The sequence below is a fragment of the Streptomyces sp. NPDC020917 genome, from assembly GCF_044333795.1.
GTDB lineage: Bacteria > Actinomycetota > Actinomycetes > Streptomycetales > Streptomycetaceae > Actinacidiphila.
In genome coordinates this window covers 229,953-250,396 of the sequence record NZ_JBIRRR010000015.1, presented here as the reverse complement: position 1 = coordinate 250,396, position 20,444 = coordinate 229,953, and the positions used below count along the sequence as shown (strand labels likewise).

The 20,444-nt window shown below is 72.7% G+C and carries 20 protein-coding genes and 1 rRNA gene; 17 read left to right on the top strand and 4 right to left on the bottom strand.

Translation table 11 applies throughout. The features are described 5' to 3' along the window. From rrf to ACH4TG_RS28545, 9 genes are all read left to right on the top strand, one after another. A 5S ribosomal RNA gene (gene rrf, locus ACH4TG_RS28585) occupies positions 1-86 on the top strand; the annotation flags it as partial. A gap of 82 nt (positions 87-168) precedes the next feature. Continuing rightward, positions 169-816: an HAD family hydrolase gene (locus tag ACH4TG_RS28580; protein ID WP_398245408.1), complete on the top strand. Its 648-nt coding sequence runs from the start codon at positions 169-171 to the stop codon at positions 814-816. Positions 817-857: 41 nt separating this feature from the next. After that, positions 858-2,180 carry an MFS transporter gene (locus tag ACH4TG_RS28575; protein WP_398245407.1) on the top strand — a complete coding sequence of 441 codons (1,323 nt, stop codon included), beginning with the start codon at positions 858-860 and terminating at the stop codon, positions 2,178-2,180. Beyond that, the gene (locus ACH4TG_RS28570; RefSeq protein ID WP_398245406.1) at positions 2,149-3,324 is read left to right on the top strand and encodes an acetoin utilization protein AcuC; all 1,176 of its coding nucleotides are present in this window, start codon (positions 2,149-2,151) and stop codon (positions 3,322-3,324) included. Before ACH4TG_RS28575 ends, ACH4TG_RS28570 begins: the two co-directional genes overlap by 32 nt. A 130-nt stretch (positions 3,325-3,454) precedes the next feature. After that, positions 3,455-4,267: a phosphatase gene (locus ACH4TG_RS28565; protein ID WP_398245405.1), complete on the top strand. Its 813-nt coding sequence runs from the start codon at positions 3,455-3,457 to the stop codon at positions 4,265-4,267. Positions 4,268-4,394: 127 nt separating this feature from the next. Next, positions 4,395-4,607, top strand: a complete 213-nt coding sequence (locus ACH4TG_RS28560; RefSeq protein ID WP_069461998.1) for a helix-turn-helix domain-containing protein — start codon at positions 4,395-4,397, stop codon at positions 4,605-4,607. A gap of 137 nt (positions 4,608-4,744) precedes the next feature. Beyond that, positions 4,745-4,843 carry a 30S ribosomal protein bS22 gene (locus ACH4TG_RS28555; RefSeq protein WP_003948845.1) on the top strand — a complete coding sequence of 33 codons (99 nt, stop codon included), beginning with the start codon at positions 4,745-4,747 and terminating at the stop codon, positions 4,841-4,843. Between the two features lie 157 nt (positions 4,844-5,000). After that, the gene (locus tag ACH4TG_RS28550; RefSeq protein ID WP_398245424.1) at positions 5,001-6,086 is read left to right on the top strand and encodes an NAD-dependent epimerase/dehydratase family protein; all 1,086 of its coding nucleotides are present in this window, start codon (positions 5,001-5,003) and stop codon (positions 6,084-6,086) included. A gap of 38 nt (positions 6,087-6,124) precedes the next feature. Next, on the top strand, positions 6,125-7,396 hold the full coding sequence (locus ACH4TG_RS28545) for a lysophospholipid acyltransferase family protein (RefSeq protein ID WP_398245404.1): 1,272 nt from the start codon (positions 6,125-6,127) through the stop codon (positions 7,394-7,396). Between the two features lie 222 nt (positions 7,397-7,618). On the opposite strand, the gene ACH4TG_RS28540 is transcribed toward ACH4TG_RS28545, so the two are convergent. The 3 genes from ACH4TG_RS28540 to ACH4TG_RS28530 form a co-directional block, all read right to left on the bottom strand. Then, positions 7,619-8,854, bottom strand: coding sequence for a DUF5667 domain-containing protein (locus ACH4TG_RS28540; protein ID WP_398245403.1), 1,236 nt, complete (start codon positions 8,852-8,854; stop codon positions 7,619-7,621). A 243-nt stretch (positions 8,855-9,097) separates the two neighbouring features. Beyond that, a complete protein-coding gene (locus ACH4TG_RS28535) occupies positions 9,098-9,958 on the bottom strand; it encodes an ECF subfamily RNA polymerase sigma factor, BldN family (RefSeq protein ID WP_398245402.1) in 861 nt (286 codons plus the stop codon). A 392-nt stretch (positions 9,959-10,350) separates the two neighbouring features. Then, positions 10,351-11,367 (bottom strand): HAD family hydrolase, encoded by a 1,017-nt coding sequence (locus ACH4TG_RS28530; RefSeq protein ID WP_398245401.1) that lies wholly within the window; start codon positions 11,365-11,367, stop codon positions 10,351-10,353. Positions 11,368-11,460: 93 nt separating this feature from the next. Between ACH4TG_RS28530 and ACH4TG_RS28525 the strand changes: the two genes are divergently transcribed. The 8 genes from ACH4TG_RS28525 to ACH4TG_RS28490 all read left to right on the top strand — a co-directional run bounded on the left by ACH4TG_RS28525 (position 11,461) and on the right by ACH4TG_RS28490 (position 19,072). Then, entirely contained in the window at positions 11,461-11,700 is a 240-nt protein-coding gene (locus ACH4TG_RS28525; RefSeq protein ID WP_398245400.1) for a glutaredoxin family protein, read from the top strand. A 92-nt stretch (positions 11,701-11,792) separates the two neighbouring features. Then, complete coding sequence (locus ACH4TG_RS28520; RefSeq protein WP_398245399.1) at positions 11,793-12,500, top strand: 3'-5' exonuclease; 708 nt, start codon at positions 11,793-11,795, stop codon at positions 12,498-12,500. A 131-nt stretch (positions 12,501-12,631) separates the two neighbouring features. Further along, the gene (locus ACH4TG_RS28515) at positions 12,632-13,345 is read left to right on the top strand and encodes a redox-sensing transcriptional repressor Rex (protein WP_398245398.1); all 714 of its coding nucleotides are present in this window, start codon (positions 12,632-12,634) and stop codon (positions 13,343-13,345) included. Between the two features lie 73 nt (positions 13,346-13,418). After that, complete coding sequence (locus ACH4TG_RS28510; protein WP_398245397.1) at positions 13,419-14,771, top strand: glutamyl-tRNA reductase; 1,353 nt, start codon at positions 13,419-13,421, stop codon at positions 14,769-14,771. After that, a complete protein-coding gene (gene hemC / locus ACH4TG_RS28505; RefSeq protein WP_398245396.1) occupies positions 14,768-15,769 on the top strand; it encodes a hydroxymethylbilane synthase in 1,002 nt (333 codons plus the stop codon). The genes ACH4TG_RS28510 and hemC overlap by 4 nt, the downstream gene beginning before the upstream one ends. Beyond that, the gene (locus tag ACH4TG_RS28500; RefSeq protein WP_398245395.1) at positions 15,766-17,427 is read left to right on the top strand and encodes a uroporphyrinogen-III synthase; all 1,662 of its coding nucleotides are present in this window, start codon (positions 15,766-15,768) and stop codon (positions 17,425-17,427) included. Before hemC ends, ACH4TG_RS28500 begins: the two co-directional genes overlap by 4 nt. A 75-nt stretch (positions 17,428-17,502) precedes the next feature. Continuing rightward, positions 17,503-18,486, top strand: a complete 984-nt coding sequence (gene hemB, locus ACH4TG_RS28495; RefSeq protein WP_398245394.1) for a porphobilinogen synthase — start codon at positions 17,503-17,505, stop codon at positions 18,484-18,486. 37 nt (positions 18,487-18,523) lie between these two features. Continuing rightward, positions 18,524-19,072, top strand: a complete 549-nt coding sequence (locus ACH4TG_RS28490) for a L,D-transpeptidase (RefSeq protein ID WP_398245393.1) — start codon at positions 18,524-18,526, stop codon at positions 19,070-19,072. Positions 19,073-19,095: 23 nt separating this feature from the next. On the opposite strand, the gene ACH4TG_RS28485 is transcribed toward ACH4TG_RS28490, so the two are convergent. Continuing rightward, positions 19,096-20,325, bottom strand: coding sequence for a PP2C family protein-serine/threonine phosphatase (locus ACH4TG_RS28485; RefSeq protein ID WP_398245392.1), 1,230 nt, complete (start codon positions 20,323-20,325; stop codon positions 19,096-19,098). Positions 20,326-20,444 lie beyond the last annotated feature (119 nt).

Here is a 20,444-nt window from a genome sequence, read left to right as displayed (position 1 = left end):
GTTACATTCCGAACCCGGAAGCTAAGCCTTTCAGCGCCGATGGTACTGCAGGGGGGACCCTGTGGGAGAGTAGGACACCGCCGAACAAATATTGAATAAGCGTCAGCCCCCGTGCCCAGCACGGGGGCTGACGCTTTTCTGCGTTCAGCCGACCTGTACCGTACATCCGTGCAGTACGACCTGGTGATCTTCGACAACGACGGCGTCCTCGTGGACAGTGAGCCGCTCTCCAACACGATCCTCGCGGGCTACCTCACCGAGCTGGGGCACCCGACGACGTACGACGACTCGTTGCGCGACTACATGGGCGCCGCCCTGCACCGGGTCCACGACGTGGTGCGCGAGCGGTCCGGGCAGGAACTGCCGGCGGAGTTCGACGTGACCTACCAGGGGCGGGTGTTCGCCGCGTTCGAGCGCGAGCTGCAGCCGGTCGAGGGCGTCGACGTCGTCCTGGAGAAGCTCGCCGCGGACGGGGTGCCGTACTGCCTCGCCTCCTCGGGGAGCCACGAGCGGATCCGGGTGGCGCTGCGGACGACCGGGCTGTACCCGCGCTTCGGCGAGCGGCGGATCTTCTCCTCGCAGGACGTGGGCCGGGGCAAGCCGGCCCCTGATCTGTTCCTGCACGCCGCGGCGACCCTGGGAGTGGCGCCGGAACGCTGCGTCGTGGTGGAGGACAGCCCGCTGGGCGTGCAGGCCGCGAGGGCGGCCGGGATGGCCGTGCTGGGGTTCACCGCGATGACACCGGCCGACCGGCTGGCGGGGGCGAGCGCGCTGTTCGGGAGCATGGCGGAGCTGCCGGATCTCCTGTTCGGCTGACCCCTACTCATCCGTAGCTTTCGCGCCTAGTCTCCTCCCTTATGGACGACGCCCTGCCGGTGAACCGGCCATCGGCTCTGCGGCACGGCCGCACCGCCCTTGCGGTCAGTTTCTTCGCGCAGGGTGCCCTGTTCGCGATGCTCGTCACGCGGATCCCGGCGATCCAGGACCGGTACGGGATCAGCGACGGCCTGCTGCCGGTGTTCCTGGCGGCGGTACCGATCCTCGCCGGCGCCGGCAGCGTGGGCACCGAGCAGCTGGTGAAGCGGGTGCGGCCGAGCGTCGTGCTGCGCTGGGTCCAGCCGGTGGTCGGCCTGGTGCTGGCCGGGCTGGGCGCCGGTGACCGGATGTGGACGGCGGCCGTGACGCTGGCCCTGTTCGGGGTCTGCGTCGGCGGGCTGGACGCGTCGATGAACATGCTCGGGGTGAGCCTGCAGCGGGAGTACGGGCAGAGCATCATGCTCGGGTTCCACGCCTCCTACAGCCTGGGCGGGATCGTCGGGGCGTCGCTGGCCTGGGCCGGGGCGCACTGGCATGTGTCGCTGCTGTCCCTGTACGGGCCCGCGGTACTGGTGCTGATACCCCTGACGCTGACGGCCAGCCGCTGGTACCGGGACGCGCAGCCGCAGGACGTCGCGCACCAGGCCGCGGCCGACGTGCGCGCGCCCGATGCGCCGGCCGCCGATGTGCCGGTGCCCGATGTGCCGGCCGCCGCCGGGGGGACGTCCGCGGGCGCGGCCGGGGCCGGGGCGTCCGGGGGGCAGCAGGTCGTGATGCGGCTGCTGATGCCGCTCTGCCTGGTGATGGCGTTCGCCTACATCGGGGACTCGACGGTCTCCAACTGGAGCGCGAAGTACCTGCAGGACACCCTGCACAGCTCCGAGCAGCTGTCGACGGTGCCGTACGCGGTGTACATGGTGACGACGCTCATCGGCCGGTCGGTCGGCGACTTCGGGGTGCGCCGGTTCGGGGCCGTGCCGGTGGTGCGGCTGGGCACGGTGGTGGCCATGGGCGGCTTCGCGGTGGTGGCAGTGGCGCCGGGGGCCTGGGTGGGGATGCTCGGCTTCACCCTGCTGGGGCTGGGCCTGTGCGTGATCGTGCCGCAGACCTTCGCGGCGGCCGGGCGGCTGTTCCCGGGGGCGTCCGACTCGGCGATCGCGCGGCTGAACATCTTCAACTACGTGGGTTTCCTCGTCGGTTCGCCGCTGGTGGGGGCGCTGGGCGACGCGTGGTCGTACCGGGGCGCGATGGTGGTGCCGATGGTCCTGGTGGGGGCCACGCTGGTCTATGCGCGGTCTTTCGCCGCGGGGCCCGCCGGGTACGGTGTCGGCCATGAGCGGCCGCGCACAGTTGATGTGGGATGAGCAGGTAACGCAGTACGACTTCGGCCCCGGGCATCCGATGGCCCCGGTGCGGCTGGGGCTCACCCGCAGCCTGGTCAGGGCGTTCGGGCTGGACGGCGCGCTGCCGGTGGTGGCGGCGCCGGCGGCCGGGGACTCCACGCTGGAGCTGGTGCACCGGGCCGAGTACGTGGCGGCGGTGCGGCGGGCGTCGGAGGATCCGCGCGGCGGTGCCGACCAGCGGTTCGGACTCGGGACCGAGGACAACCCGGCGTTCGCCGGGATGCACGACGCGTCCGCGCTGATCGCCGGGCAGTCGGTGGGGGCGGCCGAGGCGGTGTGGCACGGCGAGGTGTCGCACGCGGTGAACTTCGCCGGCGGCCTGCACCATGCGATGCCCGCGGCGGCGTCCGGGTTCTGCGTGTACAACGACGCCGCGCTGGCGGTGGCCCGGCTGCTGGAGCTGGGTGCCGAGCGGGTGGTGTACGTGGACGTGGACGTGCACCACGGGGACGGCGTGCAGGCGGCGTTCTGGGACGACCCGCGGGTGCTGACCGTCTCGCTGCACGAGCACCCGCGGACGCTGTTCCCGCAGACGGGCTGGCCGGAGGAGACCGGCGGGCCGGACGCCGAGGGCGGTGCGGTGAACGTGGCGCTGCCCGCCGGCACCGGCGACGCGGGCTGGCTGCGGGCGTTCCACGCGGTGGTGCCGGAGCTGGTGGCGGCGTTCCGCCCGCAGGTGCTGGTCTCGCAGCACGGCGCGGACACCCACTTCGAGGACCCGCTGGCGCATCTGGCGGTGTCGCTGGACGCGCAGCGGATGGTGGCGGAGGCCGTTCACGGGCTGGCGCACGAGCATGCGCAGGGGCGGTGGATCGCGCTGGGCGGCGGCGGGTACGCGGTGACGGACGTGGTGCCGCGGACCTGGACGCATCTGGTGGCGATCGCGGCGGGGGTGCCGCTGGCGCCGCAGACGATGGTGCCGGAGGAGTGGCGGCAGGAGGTGTACGCGCGGACGCGGGCCACCGCGCCGCTGCGGATGACCGACGGGCGCAGCCCGCAGTGGTCGTCGTTCGAGGACGCGGGGTACGACCCGGCGGACCGTCTCGACCAGGCGGTGCTCGCCACCCGGCGGGCGGTCTTCCCGCTGCACGGGCTGCTGCCGTAGCGCCGGTGCCCGGCGGCGTACCGTACGCCCGTACGGTCCGTACGCGTGGGGGATCGTCCGGCTTCACCCGGTCGGGGTGAGTTTGCGGGGAAGAGCCCGCAGGTGGCGGGGTGGGCGGGACGATCATTGGGTGGCGGACGGTGGCGCACTGCGTGCGCATCTGGTGGCGGCGGGGCTGGCGGGTCGGGTGACGACCTCGCGGGAGAAGAGCCTGCGCAGCTACGCCCTGTTCGCGGCCCGCGATCCGCGGCAGACCCTGGGGCTGGACCCGGAGGGCGTGTGGGACGCCGGCGCGCTGCTGGCGCTGATGGCCGACCGGTGCGGGGTGTCGCCTGATCCCGGGCACACCTCGGGGCAGGACGTGATCGATCCGGACTGCACGGTGGCGGCGCTGGACGCGTTCGCCGAGCGGCTGGCGCGGGCCGCCCGGGACCGGGTGCCGGTGCTGCTGGGGACCGGCCATCCGGATCGGCTGCTGGGTTTCTACGGCGCGTTGGCGGCGGCGCTGTCGGCGGCGGGCTGCGCGGTCCTCACTCCCGGGTACGGCCGATGCGTCGACGTGCCGACACCATTCGGCGTACGCCGTCACGTGCTGCGGTACATCGCGGGCGTCGCCGTCCTACGCCATGCGGAACCCGCCGATCCGGCCGGGCAGGGGGCGCACACGCACTCTCCGCTGCCGGTCAGGGTGGCACTGGCGGCGGCCGCGGAGCGGGGCGGGGTGCTGCCGGGACTGGTGGTCGGGGACCACGGATTCCTTTGCGGCGCAGGTCAGTTGGGTTTCGAGGCGATCGGCCTGGGGGACAGTGACGATCCTGCGGTGTTCGTCGCGGAAGCGGAGGGCGCAGTGGCGGTGGCGGTACCGCTCGACGACTCGGTGCGCGCCGACGACTACCGGCCACTGTCCCGCTACGTACTCCGCAGGGCCTGGCTCGTCCAATAGTCAACCATTGGCAACTCCTCTTCCCCACTTGCATCATCCGCCCCTAATCTGTGGGGGAGCGCACATGCCTGTTGGAGTCGCCGGAGGGGAAGCCGGTGGCGTCATGTGCGGAAGGTTCAGGTGTGTCATGGCTGTAACTGAAAGCCGGCCTCTCAACGAGGTCGTGTTCCTGACCGTCGCCGAAGTCGCGGCGGTGATGCGGGTGTCCAAGATGACCGTGTACCGACTGGTGCACAGCGGTCATCTTCCGGCCATTCGCGTCGGGCGGTCGTTCCGGGTTCCGGAGCAGGCCGTCCACGACTACCTCCGCGAGTCCTACGTGGGGGTGGAATCTGCCTGAGAAGGCCCGGTAACGGGTTGGTGACCGGCTGCGTGGGCCTCGGTTACGCGTGCCCCCTTCGGGCGGGTAGGCTAGGCCGACGTAGGTCGTGTGGGCTCGGACGCCCCGCACCGAGTGAAACCGAAGCGAGGGTAGTCGTGGGCTCTGTCATCAAGAAGCGGCGCAAGCGTATGGCCAAGAAGAAGCACCGCAAGCTTCTGAAGCGGACGCGGGTTCAGCGTCGCAACAAGAAGTAGGCGAACTTCCGCCGCTTTTCCCGCCCCCTTGGTCCACCTCCGGGTGGACCAAGGGGGCGGTGGCTTTTTCCCGCGCGTGCTTTCGTGAGGCGGGGCTTCACCGCGTGGCAACGCCCGGGCGGTACGGTGGCTCCATCTCCCAGGGAAGGCGCTGATGGTGGGCAAGGTGGTCCTCGTCACCGGAGTCGCGCGGCAGCTCGCGGGCCGGTTCGTCCGGCGCGTGCAGCGGGAACCGGAGGTCGGGCGGGTGATCGCGGTCGACGCGGTGCCGCCCGAGCACGACCTGGGTGACGCCGAGTTCGTCCGCGCCGACATCCGGCAGCCGATGATCGGCAAGATCCTGGCCCAGCACTCGGTGGACACCGTGGTGCACCTGGACGTCAGCGGCACGGCGCTCGGCGCCGGCGGCCGCACCCAGGCCAAGGAGACCAACGTCATCGGCACGATGCAGCTGCTCGGCGCCTGCCAGAAGGCGCCCACCGTGCAGCGGCTGGTCGTGAAGTCCACCACCAGCGTGTACGGCTCCGCGCCGCGCGACGCCGCGGTGTTCAGCGAGACGACGCCGGTCAAGTCGCTGCCCAGCGGAGGGTTCGCGAAGGACGCGGTCGAGGTCGAGGGCTACGTGCGCGGGTTCGCGCGCCGGCGGCCGGACGTGGCCGTCGCGGTGCTGCGGTTCGCGAACATCCTCGGCCCGCGCGCCGACACCCCGCTGGCCGAGTACTTCGACCTGCCGATACTGCCGACCGTGCTGGGTTACGACCCGCGGCTGCAGTTCGTGCACGAGGACGACGTGGAGAGCGTGCTGCTGGTGGCCACGCTGGAGGCGCGGCGCGGCACGCTGAACAGCGGCACGTTCAACGTCGCGGGCGACGGGGTGCTGCTGCTGTCTCAGACCGCCCGGAGGCTGGGCAAGCCGACCGTGCCGGTGTTCCTGCCCGCGGTCACCTGGCTGGGCCAGATGCTGCGCACGGCCGGGGTGACGGACTTCTCGCGCGAGCAGATCCGGCTGCTGACGCACGGCAGGGTGGTGGACACCCGGCAGATGCGTGAGACGCTCGGTTTCGTGCCGGCCTACTCGACGGCCGAGACCTTCAGCGACTTCGCCCGCAGCCGCGGGCCCGGCCTGCTGCCGCCGGACCGGGTGGCCCGGGCCGTCGACCGGCTCGCGGCGGTACTGCCGCCGGCGGCGCGCGCCGCGGCGGACGGCGATCCGGTGGACGGCGGCGCGGCGGTGCGCTCGTGACGGGCCCTGAGCAGGTTTCGGCGGAAGGAGCGGAAGCCATGACCGACGCGAAGGTCATCCCGTTCGACGAGGACTCGAGGGCGCGCAGGGGCGGTGGCCGGTCCCGGGCGCGGAAGAAGACGGCGTCGCCGGGAGCCGGCGGCGGCGGCGCGGCCGAGCACGGCCCGCTGACGCCCGTGCCGGACGCCGACGAGGGAGCCCCCGCGGCCGGCGGTACGGGGAAGGCCCGCGGCAAGGGCGCCGCCGATGACGCCTCCGCGGCGGAACCGGAGGCGTCCGCGGGGATTCCGGCGCAGTCCGGCGGCGGCCGCGCGGGCGGCGACGCCGACGGGGACGGCGGGCAGGCCCGTACGGGGTCCTCGCAGGGCCGTGAAGGCGCGGCCAAGGGCCTGGACGGCGCGGACCCCGACGAGCCCGCGGTGCCGTCGCTGGGAGCCGTGCTGGCCGGTGCGGCCGACCGGCTGCTGGGCGGCCACTGGGAGCGGAAGGTCGCCTCGGGGCTGGCGTTCCTGCGGCGCCGGGTGACCGGCGACTACGAGGTCGACGAGTTCGGGTACGACGCCGAACTGACCGACCAGGTGCTGATGTCGCTGCTGCGGCCGCTGTTCGACACCTACTTCCGCGTCGAGGTCAGGGGCATCGAGAACATCCCCTCCGAGGGCGGGGCGCTGGTGGTCTGCAACCACTCCGGCACGCTGCCGCTGGACGGGCTGATGGCGCAGGTCGCGGTGCACGACCACCACCCGGCCGGGCGGCACCTGCGGCTGCTCGCCGCGGACCTGGTGTTCATGCTGCCGCTGGTCAACGAGCTGGCCCGCAAGGCCGGGCACACCCTGGCGTGCAGCGAGGACGCGCAGCTGCTGCTGGAGCGCGGCGAGGTCGTGGGCGTCATGCCGGAGGGCTTCAAGGGGCTGGGGAAGCCGTTCTCCGAGCGGTACAAGCTGCAGCGGTTCGGGCGGGGCGGGTTCGTGGCGACCGCGCTGAAGACCGGGGTGCCGATCGTCCCGTGCACGGTGGTGGGCGCCGAGGAGATCTACCCGATGATCGGGAGCTCGCGCACCCTGGCCCGCGTCCTGGGCGTCCCCTACTTCCCGCTGACGCCCACGTTCCCCTGGCTTGGCCCGCTCGGCCTGGTTCCCCTTCCGACCAAGTGGACGATCCAGTTCGGCACGCCCATCCCCACCGATACGTATCCGCCCGAGGCGGCCGAGGACCCGATGCTGGTCTTCAACCTGACGGACCAGGTCCGCGAGACGATCCAGCACACCCTCTACGAACTGCTGGTGCGGCGGCGGTCGGTGTTCTTCTGAGAGGTCGCTGGGTGCTGAGCCGGTTGCGGTTGCGGCTGTGCGCTCCGTGGGCCGGGGCTCGGTCGCCGGGCGGAGTCCGGCGCAGCCGGGCGAAGCCTGTGAGGCCCTCAGGGCCGAGCAGCGCGAGGGCGGCCTGAAGAGGAAACAGCCCCTCTACGAACTGCTGGTGCGGCGGCGGTCGGTGTTCTTCTGACCGTCGCCGCACCAGCAGGGGGGCTGCTCCTATTCAGAGGAGTCGGAGCCCGAGGTGAGGCCGAGCCCGGGCAGGAGGCCCGGCAGCAGCGGCGGGAGGACCACCGAGTGGTTCTGGCCGGTGGGCGTGCCGCTGGGGGTGTCCGTCGGCGAGGGCGTCGGCGGGTTCGGGTTCAGCAGGTTGGTGCCGCCGATCAGGCCGTTGCCCGAGGTGTTCGACGGCGACGGGCTGGGAGTGCCCGTACCGGTCTGCTGGTCGCCGGCCGAGGTCGACGCGGACGGACCGGTGGAGCCGCCGTCCGAGGTGCCGCTGGTGCCGCCGGCTCCCTGGTCGTCGCCCGGGGCGGACGACGGGCGGTCGCTCCTGTGCGCCTTGGGCATGAGCGGCTTCAGCGGCGCGACGTCGTGCTCTATGGCGTCGAGGGCCGAGGAGACCTGGTCGGAGACGTCGGTGAGCTGGCTGGGCAGCTTGCCGCGCAGATCGGTCCAGCCCTGCCGGTGGTTCTGCGTGAAGGTGTTCAGCAGCTCCATCGGCTGCAGCGAGCCGTCGTCCTTGTACGCCTGGGACAGCAGCCGGTGCGCCTCGGCGACCTCCTGGTGCATGCCGGACAGCGCCCTGCGGACCTCGGCCACCGAGTCGGGGTCGAGCTGCCCGCCGCGGCCGCGGTCCATCAGCCGGCGCGCCTCCTGCATGCGGGTGGACGCCATGTCCAGATAGACCTTGCCGCGCGAGGCGTCGCCGCTGGCCATGTCCAGCTTCAGGTCCTCCATGCCGCGCTTGAGCCCGTACAGGGTGTCACCGGGCAGCGCGTTGGTGCTCGCGGCGGCGACCCCGCCGAGCGCACCGGCGGCCACGCCGACCGACAGCCCGCCGACGGCCAGCCGGCGCGACAGCCGCGAGCGCGGGGTGAGCTTGCGCAGCCCGGTCGCGCGGTGGCTGCCGTGCGACTCGGAGCGCTGCTCGGGCACCCGGCCCTCGCTGAAGCTGCCGTCCGCGATGGCCTGTTCCATCGCCGCGATCAGCTGTGCACGCTGCACCGTCTTCTTCTCCGCGTCCATGACCGGACGCGGCCGGGCGCTGATCGCGCCGGCCAGTGCCACCAGCGCGGCCTGCTCGGGGTCGGCGTGCCGGGCCGCGGCGTGGGCCCCCTGGCTCCCCGGCCGACCGGTTGCCGCACCGGAGACGGGGGTGTCCTCGAGGTTCTGGTCCTCAAGGGCCTGGGCGAAGGCGTTCGCCCGCCGGTGTGCCGTTGCCTGTCCGATCACGGGCGGCACCTCCTCTCGTCATCCACACACTCGACTCCTCGTACCGCCCCGAAGGTTGTACGGCCCGTCGCTGTCCACCCGATCGAGTGAACTGCGGGACGGGGCGCGCGGCCCGGAAGTGTCTGCACGTGATGCAACGAGTGCCGGTCCAGTTGGGTTACGCAGGTCTGATCATCGTGCCGCGGCCATACGGGCGAAGCGCCTCGTGTCGCCGCGCGCTCTGGTATCGGGCGCACCGGCGGCTCACCGTGCGTCTTCGGGCAGCAGCCTGGCCAGGGTGCGCACGGCGCGGTACTGGAGGGTCTTGATGGCGCCCTCGTTCTTGCCCATCACGCGGGCGGTCTCGGCGACCGACAGGCCCTGCAGGAAGCGCAGCGTCACGCACTCCTGCTGCTGCGGGTTGAGCTTGCGCACCGCGGTCAGCAGGGCCTCGTTCGACAGCGACTCCAGCACCGAGTCCTCGGGGCTGCGCTCGACCTCGTTGGCGTCGAGCATCTCGCCGGTGGTGACCTCCAGGCGGAACCGGCTGGACTTGAAGTGGTCCGCGACCAGGTTGCGGGCGATGGTCACCAGCCACGCGCCGAAGTCGCGGCCCTGCCAGGTGAAGGTGCCGATGCGGCGCAGCGCGCGCAGGAAGGTCTCGCTGGTCAGGTCCTCGGCGGTCGCCTTCGATCCGACCCGGTAGTAGATGTACCGGTAGACGGTGTCGCTGTAGTGGTCGTAGAGCCGGCCGAAGGCCTCGGTCTCGCCGTCCTGGGCGCGCTCGACCAGGTCCATCATCCGGCCGCTGTCGGTGTCCGAGGCGGGCCTGCGGGCCGTGGCGCCGCGGTCGGCGGCGGTGCGGTCGGGGGTGGCGGTGCCGTGGCCCGCGTGGGCGGGCCCCGCGGCGTTGCCGGCGTGCCGGCCGCGTGCGGTGCCGTTGCGGGTGCGTCTGCCTGCGGCGGTGCTGGTTTCGGCCAGGGCGTAGGCCGGGCCTGGGACGGTGGGACCGGGCGTGGCGAGGGCGGGCACGGCGAGCGTGGGGACCGTGCGCACCAGGCGGTCAAGCACCAGTGCGCGCAACGCAGCCAAGCCGGAGGTGTCAACCCCGTCGTGTGGGTACACGGGACTCCCAGAGGCAGAACTTCCATCACGTGCAGTACGGGACCGTCACCCGCCGTGGCGACGAGTGGGTTCCGGAATGCGTCTGAGGAGAATAACGCTTCGTACTGACGACGCTACACCGAGTTGCTGAAATCGCCGTTTCCGCCACTTCCTGTGCGGAATCGGTTTCGCTCAATTATCGAACGCGTGGCGGGAGTTGACCACTTCCGCTCGTGAATTGCTCGCGGAGAGAGCGTGTTGTGCGCGTGTGGCGCGAGGGAGAACCGAGGCGTCACCGCGGGTGGACGCACCCGTCGGCGGCCGGTTCACGGCCCGGTCAGAGCCGGTTCGGGGCCGGTCGAGGGCCGGTTCACCGCCGAGCCGGAGCCGGTACGGGCTGGTCCGCGGCCGTTTCAGGCGCGTTTGCGGTGGATCGCCACACCGGCCAGCACGCCGCCGGCGAGCGCGCCCATCCCGGCCGCCGCGGGAATGCCGATCCGCGCCGCTTTGCGTCCGGTGCGGTAATCACGCAACCGCCAGCCCTGGTTGCGCGCGTGTTTCCGCAACCCGCTGTCGGGATTGATCGCATAAGGGTGGCCGACGAGCGACAGCATCGGGATGTCGTTGTGCGAGTCGCTGTAGGCCGCGCAGCGCGACAGGTCCAGGTCCTCGGCGGTGGCCAGCGCCCGAACCGCCTCGGCCTTGGCCGGGCCGTGCAGCGGCTCGCCGACCAGCCGGCCGGTGTAGACGCCGCCGACGGACTCCGCGACGGTGCCCAGCGCACCGGTCAGGCCCAGGCGCCGGGCGATGATGCTGGCGGTCTCCACCGGCGCGGCGGTCACCAGCCACACCCGCTGGCCCGCGTCGAGGTGCGCCTGGGCGAGTGCCCGGGTGCCCGGCCAGATCTTGCCGGCCATGTACTCGTCGTAGATCTCCTCGCCGATGGACATCAGTTCCTCGACGCGGTGGCCCTTGACGATGGACAGCGCGCTGTCGCGGGCGTCCTGCATGTGCTCGGGGTCCTCGTGGCCGGCCATCCTGAAGTACGCCTGCTGCCAGGCGAACCGGACCAGGTCGCGCTTGGCGAAGAACTTCCGCTTGTACAGGCCGCGGCCGAAGTGGAAGAGGGCCGCGCCCTGCATCACGGTGTTGTCCAGGTCGAAGAACGCGGCGGCGCGCGGGTCGCCGGCCACCGGGAACGCGGGTTCCTCGGCGGCGGGGGCCCCGGGGGCCTCGCCGGCTTCCGCCTCGGGCGTTGCCGGCGTTCCGGCCGCCTCCGGCGCCTCGGGTGCGGCGGGCGCCTCCGCCGGCTCCGGGTGGGACGCGGCAGCCATCGCGGCCTCCGCCACGGCAGCCGCGGCCTCGCCCGCCACCACGCTCCGTTCCGTGGCGGACTGCTTGCGGGGGGTGAGCCATCTCAGAGCGGCCATGTCGCGAGCATAACCACCTTGCGGGGCAACGCCGGTGCGCACGAGGAGCGGGCGTGTGAACTCCATGCGACACGTTTCCCTTACCTTGACCGTATGAGGACTGTGACGCTCATCGCCAAGCCCGGCTGCCATCTGTGCGACGACGCACGGGCGGTGATCGAGAAGGTCGCCGCCGAGACCGGTGCCGCGGTCGAGGAGCGGGACATCACCCAGGACGCCGCTTTGTACGACCGCTACTGGGAGCAGATCCCGGTCGTGCTGGTCGACGGCGAGCAGCACACGTTCTGGCGGGTCGACGAGCGGCGGCTGCGCGGGGCGCTCACCGCGGGGTGACCGTTTTACCGGAGTTACCTGCACTCGCACACATTCGATTACCATCGAGGGCGTTTTGTACGCCCGGGGGTGATGCGTGAGGAGTGTGCTGCGTGCTCTCGGGTCTCCCCGGCCGCGCCCAGGGTCCGTCCGGCTTCGCCGTGGTGGACCTGGAGGCGACCGGTTCCTCGTCGCGGCGGCATCGCGTGCTGGAGCTCGCCGTCGTCCTGCTGGACCGCGATCTCGAACCGCAGGGTGAGTTCAGCACCCTCGTCGATCCGCAGGGCCCGGTGGGCCCCACCCACATCCACGGCATCGAGCCCGGGGACCTCGGCGGAGCGCCGCGGTTCGCCGGCATCGCGGGCCGGCTGCTGACACTGCTGCGCGGCCGGGTGCTGGTCGGGCACAACGTCGGATGCGACCGGGCGTTCCTGGCCGCGGAGTACGCCCGGGTGGGGTTGCGGCTGCCGGCCGTGCCGGAGCTGTGCACGATGCGGATGGCCGCGGACCGGGCAGGCCGGGCCGTGCACGAGTCCCGGGACGCCCGCGGGTACGGGCTGAGCCTGACCGCCTGCGCGGCGGCGGCGGGCATCACGGACTGGAATCCGCACACCGCGCTCGGTGACGCCCGCACCACCGCCGAGTTGTTCACCCACTACGCGCCCGGGGCGCCGGGGGTGGCCGAGCGGCTGGCCAGTGCCGAGGCGGTGCGCTGGCCGGAGCCCTCTGGCGTTCTGGCCGCCGCCGACGCACTCTGGATGCGGCGCAGCAACGATCAGGCACGCCGATCGGTGCCGAATGTCCGGCATGGGAGCGCGTGATGCCCATCACTTCCGCCGGGCAAATCGGACACCATCTTTGTGCACGCGTTCACAAAGACATAGCCTGGCGTCCACGGGGCGTCCCCAAAGACCGTGGTCGCCCTCAGCCCAGCTCTACCCGCAGGAGCACCGTGGCAACTGGCCGATCACACCGACCGGCGACCCGTAGCCGAGGGATTCCCGAAGCCACCGTCGCCAGGCTTCCGCTGTACCTGCGGGCGCTGACAGCTCTTTCCGAGCGTTCGGTGCCCACCGTGTCCTCGGAGGAACTCGCCGCGGCAGCCGGGGTCAACTCGGCCAAGCTGCGCAAGGACTTCTCCTACCTCGGCTCCTACGGCACGCGAGGCGTCGGCTACGACGTGGAGTATCTCGTGTACCAGATCAGCCGGGAGCTGGGCCTGACCCAGGACTGGCCGGTCGTCATCGTCGGCATCGGCAACCTCGGCGCGGCGCTGGCCAACTACGGCGGCTTCGCGTCCCGCGGGTTCCGGGTGGCCGCCCTGCTCGACGCCGACACCGCCCTGGCCGGCCGGCTCGTCGCGGGCCTGCCCGTGCGGCACATCGACGAGCTGGAGTCGATCGTCGACGACAACCAGGTCTCCATCGGCGTCATCGCCACCCCGGCCGGCGCCGCCCAGGAGGTCACCGACCGCCTCGTCGCGGCCGGCGTCACCTCGATCCTCAACTTCGCCCCCACCGTGCTGTCGGTGCCCGACGGCGTGGACGTGCGCAAGGTCGACCTGTCGATCGAGCTGCAGATCCTCGCCTTCCACGAGCAGCGCAAGGCCGGTGAGGACGACCGCCCGGAGCCGGACGGGGACGTCCCCGCCGTGATGCCCGCATGAGCGAACGCAGCGAGCACGTCATCGAACGGCGCGTTCCGGGCGAAGGCCGTCCCGAGCGAAGCGAGGGTCGCGCATGAGCCTGCTCGTCGTCGGCCTCAGCCACCGCACCGCACCCGTCAGCGTCCTGGAGCGCGCCGCGCTCTCCGAGGACGCGCGGACGAAGCTGCTCCAGGACACCCTGGCGGCCGAACCCGCCGCGGAGGCGGCCGTGCTGGCCACCTGCAACCGCATCGAGCTGTACGCGGACGTGGACAAGTTCCACGCGGGCGTGGCCGAACTGTCCACGCTGCTGGCCCAGCACAGCGGTGTCGGCCTGGACGAGCTCACCCCTCACCTGTACGTGCACTACGAGGACCGGGCCGTCCACCACCTGCTGTCGGTGGCCTGCGGGCTGGACTCCATGGTCGTCGGCGAGGGCCAGATCCTCGGCCAGATCAAGGACGCGCTCGCCCTCGGCCAGGACCTGCACACCGCGGGCCGGATGCTCAACGACCTGTTCCAGCAGGCGCTTCGGGTCGGCAAGCGGGCCCACTCCGAGACCGGCATCGACCGCGCCGGGCAGTCCCTGGTCACCTTCGGCCTGGCCCAACTCGCCCCCACCACCGGCCCGCTGGCCGGCCGGCGGGCGCTGGTCGTCGGCGCCGGATCGATGTCCTCGCTCGCCGCGGCGACCCTCGCCAGGGCCGGCGTGCGCAGCCTGGTCATCGCCAACCGCACCGCCGAGCGTGCCGAGCGGCTGGCCCACCTGCTCGCCGAACAGGGCACCGAGGCACGGGCGATCGCCATGTCCGAGGTGCCGGCGGCGCTCGCCGAGGCGGACATCGTGGTGTCCTGCACCGGCGCCACCGGCCTGGTGCTGACCGCCGACGACCTGCGCCGCGCGGCCGGCGGCCGCGCGCAGGGCGCCACCCTGGCGGTGCTCGACCTGGCCATGCCGCGCGACGTCGACTCCGCCGCGCACCGCCTGGTCGACGTGCACCTGGTGGACATAGAGACCCTCGCGGCCGCCTCCGCGGACGCGCCGATGGCCGCCGACGTCGACCAGGTGCGGGCGATCGTCTCCGAGGAGGTCGAGGCGTTCGGCGCGGCCCAGCGGGCGGCCCGGATCACCCCGACCGTGGTGGCGCTGCGCGCCATGGCGGCCGACGTCGTCGCGGGTGAACTCTCGCGACTGGACGGTAGGCTCCCGGATCTGGACGACAAGCAACGCGCGGAGATCACCCAGACCGTGCGCCGCGTCGTCGACAAGCTCCTGCACGCGCCGACCGTGCGCGTCAAGCAGCTCGCAGGCGAGCCCGGCGGCGCCGGGTACGCCGACGCGCTGCGCGAACTCTTCGACCTCGACCCGCAGGCGGTCGCCGCCGTGTCCCGCGCGGAGCGGCCTGTGGTGCAGGTCTCGCACAACGGAATCGAGGAACTTCGGTGAACGCCACGGCAGGCGCCTCGCAGGGCGCCCCCGAGGGGGCCGGGCCCCTCCGTCTCGGCACCCGGCGCAGCAAGCTGGCCATGGCGCAGTCCGGGATGGTCGCCGAGCAGGTGCGCCAGGTCACCGGCCGCGAGGTCGAACTCGTCGAGATCACCACGCACGGTGACGTCTCGCGCGAGAACCTGGCGCAGATCGGCGGCACCGGCGTGTTCGTCTCCGCGCTGCGCGACGCGCTGCTCGCCGGGGAGATCGACTTCGCCGTGCACAGTCTCAAGGACCTGCCGACCGCGGACGCCGACGGCCTCGTGCTGGCCGCGACCCCGGTCCGCGAGGACCCGCGCGACGCCCTGGTGGCGCGCGACGGCCTGACCTTCGAGCAGCTCGGCCGGCTCGACCGCCCGGCCCGGGTCGGCACCGGCTCCCCGCGGCGGATGGCGCAGCTCAACGCGTGGGCGCGGAGCCACCGTCTGCAGATCGAGACGGTTCCGATCCGTGGCAACGTTGACACCCGGATCGGGTACGTTACTTCCGGCAAGCTCGACGCGGTCGTGCTGGCCGCCGCCGGGCTGAACCGTATCGGCAGGCTCGCCGAGGCGAGCGAGCTGATCGACGCCGACGCCGTACTGCCCGCCCCCGGTCAGGGAGCGCTGGCCGTCGAATGCGCCGCCTCCAACCCGGAGTTGGCCGCACAGCTCGCCGAGCTCGACGACCCGGTGACCCGGGTCGCCGTGACTGCCGAGCGAACCCTGCTCGCCGCCCTCGAGGCCGGCTGCTCCGCCCCCGTGGGCGCGCTGGCCGACCTGGTGGCCGACGGGCAGATTACCGAGCTGCGCCTGCGCGGCGTCGTCGGCACGACCGACGGCACCGAGCTGGTGCAGATGTCCATCACCGGCCCCGTACCGGCATCGGACGGCGAAGCACGGGCCCTCGGCCGCGAGCTCGCCGCCGAGATGCTCGCCAAGGGCGCGGCCGGTCTTATGGGGGAGCGCACACCTTGAACCCCGCTGCCGTCGCCACGACCACCACCGCCGGCGCCCCTGCCGGTCCCGCCGGGACCGCCGCAGGTCATGTCACCTTTCTCGGCGCAGGCCCGGGCGACCCCGGACTGCTGACCCTGCGGGCCGTCGAGGCACTCGCCCTGGCCGACGTCCTGGTCGGCGACGCGACCGTGCTCGACGTCGTCCGCACGCACGCCCGCACCGATGTGGGCACAGCCGAACCCGTCACCGGCGGCGGGGCGTTGGACTCCGGCACCGCCGATCCGGCTGCTGCCGCACAGCTTGTCATGGCGTCCGCGCGGGCCGGCAAGCGGGTGGTGCGTGCGGTCTCCGGCGACCCCGGACTCGACACCTCGGCCGCCGCCGAGATGCTCGTCTGCGCACGCGCCGGCATCCCGTTCGAGGTGGTGCCCGGCGTGGCCGCCGCGGTGGGCGTGCCCGCCTACGCGGGCGTGCCGCTCAGCGGTGACGTGCGGTTCGTCGACGCGGCGACCGCCTCCGACCGCTGCTGGAGCGAGGTCGGCGAGAGCGCGGCGACGCTGGTGGTGTCCACCACCCTGCAGACCGTGGCCGCCGCCGCGGCCGAACTCGTCGCCGGCGGCCGCAAGCCGGACACCCGGCTGACCGTCACCGTCGCCGGCACGACCACCCGGCAGCGCACCTGGACCGCGACGCTGGCCACCATCGCCGCCGAGCTGAAGGCCACCAAGGCCCTGCCGACGCCGGAGGGCCCGATCGCCGCGATAGCCGTCGTCGGCGAGGGCACCGCGCAGCGCGAGCACCTGTCGTGGTTCGAGACCAAGCCGCTGTTCGGCTGGCGGGTTCTGGTGCCCCGCACCAAGGAGCAGGCCGCATCCCTGTCGGACCAGCTGCGCTCCTACGGCGCGGTGCCGCACGAGGTGCCCACCATCGCCGTCGAACCGCCGCGCACCCCGCAGCAGATGGAGCGGGCGGTCAAGGGCCTGGTCACCGGCCGCTACGAGTGGATCGCCTTCACCTCGATGAACGCGGTCAAGGCGGTACGGGAGAAGTTCGAGGAGTACGGGCTGGACGCCCGGGCCTTCGCCGGGATCAAGGTCGCCGCGGTCGGCGAGCAGACCGCGCAGGCACTGGTGGAGTTCGGCGTGAAGCCGGACCTGGTGCCCAGCGGCGAGCAGTCGGCGGCCGGGCTGCTGGAGGACTGGCCGCCCTACGACCCGGTCTTCGACCCGATCGACCGGGTGTTCCTGCCGCGCGCCGACATCGCCACCGAGACGCTGGTCGCCGGGCTGGTCGAGCTGGGCTGGGAGGTCGACGACGTCACGGCGTACCGCACCGTGCGTGCGTCGCCGCCGCCGGCGGACACCCGCGAGGCGATCAAGGGCGGCGGGTTCGACGCGGTGCTGTTCACCTCGTCCTCGACCGTGCGGAACCTGGTCGGTATCGCGGGCAAGCCGCACAACGTGACGGTGATCGCCTGTATCGGCCCGGCCACGGCCAAGACGGCCGAGGAGCACGGGCTGCGGGTGGACGTGATGGCGCCCGAGCCGTCCGTGCACGCGCTGGCGCAGGCGCTGGCCGACTTCGGCACCGCCCGCAGGACCGCGGCCGAGGAGGCCGGCGATCCGGTGACCCGTCCCAGCGAGCGCCGTCCCGGCGCCCGCCGCCGTCGCGTCTGAGGCCGCCGAATGGGCGGCCCGGACGCCGACTTGGCGTCGGGAAGAGCACCCCGTGCGCGGGCGTACGGTGGAGGCATGGTGAGGTATGGCGAGTTCCCCGGGACGCGGCCCCGTCGGCTGCGGACGACTCCGGCGATGCGGCGGCTGGTCGCCGAGACCCAGCTGGACGCGGCGGGGCTGATCCTGCCGATGTTCGTCCGCGAGGGCATCAGCGAGCCCCAGCCGGTCTCCTCGATGCCCGGCGTGGTCCAGCACACCCGCGACAGCCTGCGCAAGGCGGCCGTGGAGGCCGCGGAGGCGGGCGTCGGCGGCCTGATGCTGTTCGGCGTGCCCGAGGTGAAGGACGCGATCGGCAGCCAGGGCACGGAGCCGGACGGCATCCTGCAGCTGGCCATCCGCGACGTGGTCTCCGAGGTCGGGGACGCCGTGGTCGTCATGTCCGACCTGTGCCTGGACGAGTACACCGACCACGGCCACTGCGGCGTGCTGGACGCCGAGGGCCGGGTCGACAACGACGCGACGCTGGAGCGCTACGCCGAGATGGCGCAGGTCCAGGCGGACGCCGGTGTCCATGTCGTGGGCCCGTCCGGGATGATGGACGGCCAGGTCGGCGTGGTCCGCGAGGCGCTGGACGAGGTCGGTCACCAGGACGTGGCGATCCTCGCCTACACCGTCAAGTACGCGTCCGCGTTCTACGGCCCCTTCCGCGAGGCGATGAACTCCTCGCTCAAGGGCGACCGCAAGACCTACCAGCAGGACCCGGCGAACCTCCGCGAGTCGATGCGCGAGCTGGCGCTCGACCTGCAGGAGGGCGCGGACATGGTGATGGTCAAGCCCGCGCTGCCCTACCTGGACGTGCTGTCCAGGATCGCCGACACGGTGGACGTGCCGGTCGCGGCCTACCAGATCTCCGGGGAGTTCGCGATGGTCGAGGCGGCCGCCGCGAACGGCTGGATCGACCGGGACCGTGCGATTCTGGAGACGCTGACCTCGATCCGGCGGGCCGGAGCGAGCATGATCCTGACGTACTGGGCGACCGAGGTCGCGCAGCAGCTGTAGGTTCCCGGGAGAGCGCGGGACAGGGGAGGAGGACGTCGTGAGCCGAGGCATACCCTCGTGGATGGCCGTGAGCGGGCTGACCGCCGGGGCGATGGTCGTGGTGTCGGTGCTCGCCTTCCAGGCCAGCGGTTCGACCTCCGCCAACCCGACCGCTGCGCCCACCCCGCACCCCACCGCCACCAAGCCGCACAGCGCCCCCACCACGCCGCCGCCGGTCCCGGTGGGCGGTGACACCGGCAAGCGCATCGTGTACTCGCTCAGCCAGAACCGTGTCTGGGTCGTCCCCAAGTCCGGCCCGGTCTCGACCTTCCTGGTCCAGCCGGGCACGGTGCCGGCGACGCCCGGTGTGTACTACGTCGGCAACCGCGTCCCGGCCTCGACCGGTACGGACGGCAAGAAGATCGAGCACGTGGTGTTCTTCGAGTACACCGCGGAGAGCTGGGTGGCCTTCTCCGCGCAGGTCGACGACAAGGTTGCCGCGCCGGACCCGAACCTGCGCACCGGCGCGATCCGCATGCACCGCGCCGATGCCCTGAAGGTCTGGAACAACACCGTCCGCGGTTCGACGGTCGTCGTCTTCAAGTAGCCCGTCCGGACGAGGGGGGCCGGTCACAGGCGGATGATCACCAGGGCCGTGTCGTCCTGGGCGCCGGCCGGCGGGAGCAGGTCGGCCAGCAGCGCGTCGGCGAAGTCCTCCGGGGGCAGCCGGCGGTGGCGGGACATGGCCCGGGCGAGCCGGGCCAGGCCGACGTCGATGTCCTCGCCGCGGCGCTCCACCAGGCCGTCGGTGTAGAGGACGAGGGCGCCGCCCGGGGCGAAGGGCACGGTGGTCTGGGGCCGGGACCCGTGTTCGGGGCGGGCGCCGAGCGGCGGGTCGGTGGCCTGGTCGAGGAAGTCGACGCGGCCGTCCGGCCGGAGCAGCGCCGCCGGCGGATGGCCGGCCGTGCTGTAGGTGACGGAGCGCGCGGTCCAGTCGAGATAGGCGGACACGGCGGTGGTGGACTCGGCGCCCTCCACGGACCTGGCGTACAGGTCCACGGTCTCCAGCGCGGCCGCCGGGCCGTCGGTGACCCGGGCGGCGGCGCTCAGGGCGCTGCGCAGCTGGCCCATCACGCCGGCCGCGGTCAGCCCGTGGCCGACGACGTCGCCGACCGCCAGCGCGATCCGGTCGCCCGGCAGGTCCACCAGGTCGTACCAGTCGCCGCACACGTGCAGCGCGCCGATCGCCGGCCGGTAGCGGACGGCGACGGAGTGCCCGTCGTGCCGGGGCGTGGGCAGCATCGCGGCCTGCAGGGTGAGCGCGACCTCGCGCTCGCGGGCGTGCGCCTGCCGCAGCCGCTCGTTGACCTCCTGCAGCTCCCGGGCCCGCATGTACAGCTCGCCCTCCAGGTCGCGGGGCGCGCGGTGGTCGTCGCTGCTGATGCCGTGGGTGCGGATGAAGGCGGTGACCTCCTCGACACGGTGCGCCACGTACCCGACGTGGCCGTCCGGTCCTGCCACCGGGAGGTTGACGATGCTCCAGTACCGCTCCTCGAAGACGCCCGGCCGGTCGATGCGCTCCGTGTCGTAGCGCTGCAGGCCCACCGTGTCCGGCTCGCCGGTGGCGAACACCCGGCAGATCGAGGCGCGGACGTTGCGGCTGCCGGTCGCCCGCGGGTCGTGCGGGTTGTCGGGGTAGAGGTCGAAGACGTTGCGGCCGATGAGGGCGCTCCTGGTCCGGCCGGCCAACCGCTCGTAGGCCGGGTTCACGTCCAGGTAGACCATGTCCGGGCCGACCAGCGCGATGCCGGCGGGCAGGGTCCGGAAGACCGCCCGGTAGTCGATCTTCTGCTGCGTCATCGGACTCGTCACTAGCGCCCCGCATAGTAGAACAAACTATGACAAGCATGCATGAAAAACGGCCCGCAGGCCCAACCATGCATCGGGCCTGCGGGCCGGGGGCCGGCAGCGGGGGGGCC

Bases quoted from the DNA above. Each gene is read 5' to 3' on its own strand.
- ACH4TG_RS28545 (WP_398245404.1), top strand. From the start codon at position 6,125: ATGACCGACGCGAAGGTCATCCCGTTCGACGAGGACTCGAGGGCGCGC.
- hemB (WP_398245394.1), top strand. From the start codon at position 17,503: ATGGTGAGGTATGGCGAGTTCCCCGGGACGCGGCCCCGTCGGCTGCGG.
- ACH4TG_RS28510 (WP_398245397.1), top strand. From the start codon at position 13,419: ATGAGCCTGCTCGTCGTCGGCCTCAGCCACCGCACCGCACCCGTCAGC.
- ACH4TG_RS28570 (WP_398245406.1), top strand. From the start codon at position 2,149: ATGAGCGGCCGCGCACAGTTGATGTGGGATGAGCAGGTAACGCAGTAC.
- ACH4TG_RS28530 (WP_398245401.1), bottom strand. From the start codon at position 11,367: ATGGCCGCTCTGAGATGGCTCACCCCCCGCAAGCAGTCCGCCACGGAA.
- ACH4TG_RS28485 (WP_398245392.1), bottom strand. From the start codon at position 20,325: ATGACGCAGCAGAAGATCGACTACCGGGCGGTCTTCCGGACCCTGCCC.
- ACH4TG_RS28525 (WP_398245400.1), top strand. From the start codon at position 11,461: ATGAGGACTGTGACGCTCATCGCCAAGCCCGGCTGCCATCTGTGCGAC.
- ACH4TG_RS28560 (WP_069461998.1), top strand. From the start codon at position 4,395: ATGGCTGTAACTGAAAGCCGGCCTCTCAACGAGGTCGTGTTCCTGACC.
- ACH4TG_RS28575 (WP_398245407.1), top strand. From the start codon at position 858: ATGGACGACGCCCTGCCGGTGAACCGGCCATCGGCTCTGCGGCACGGC.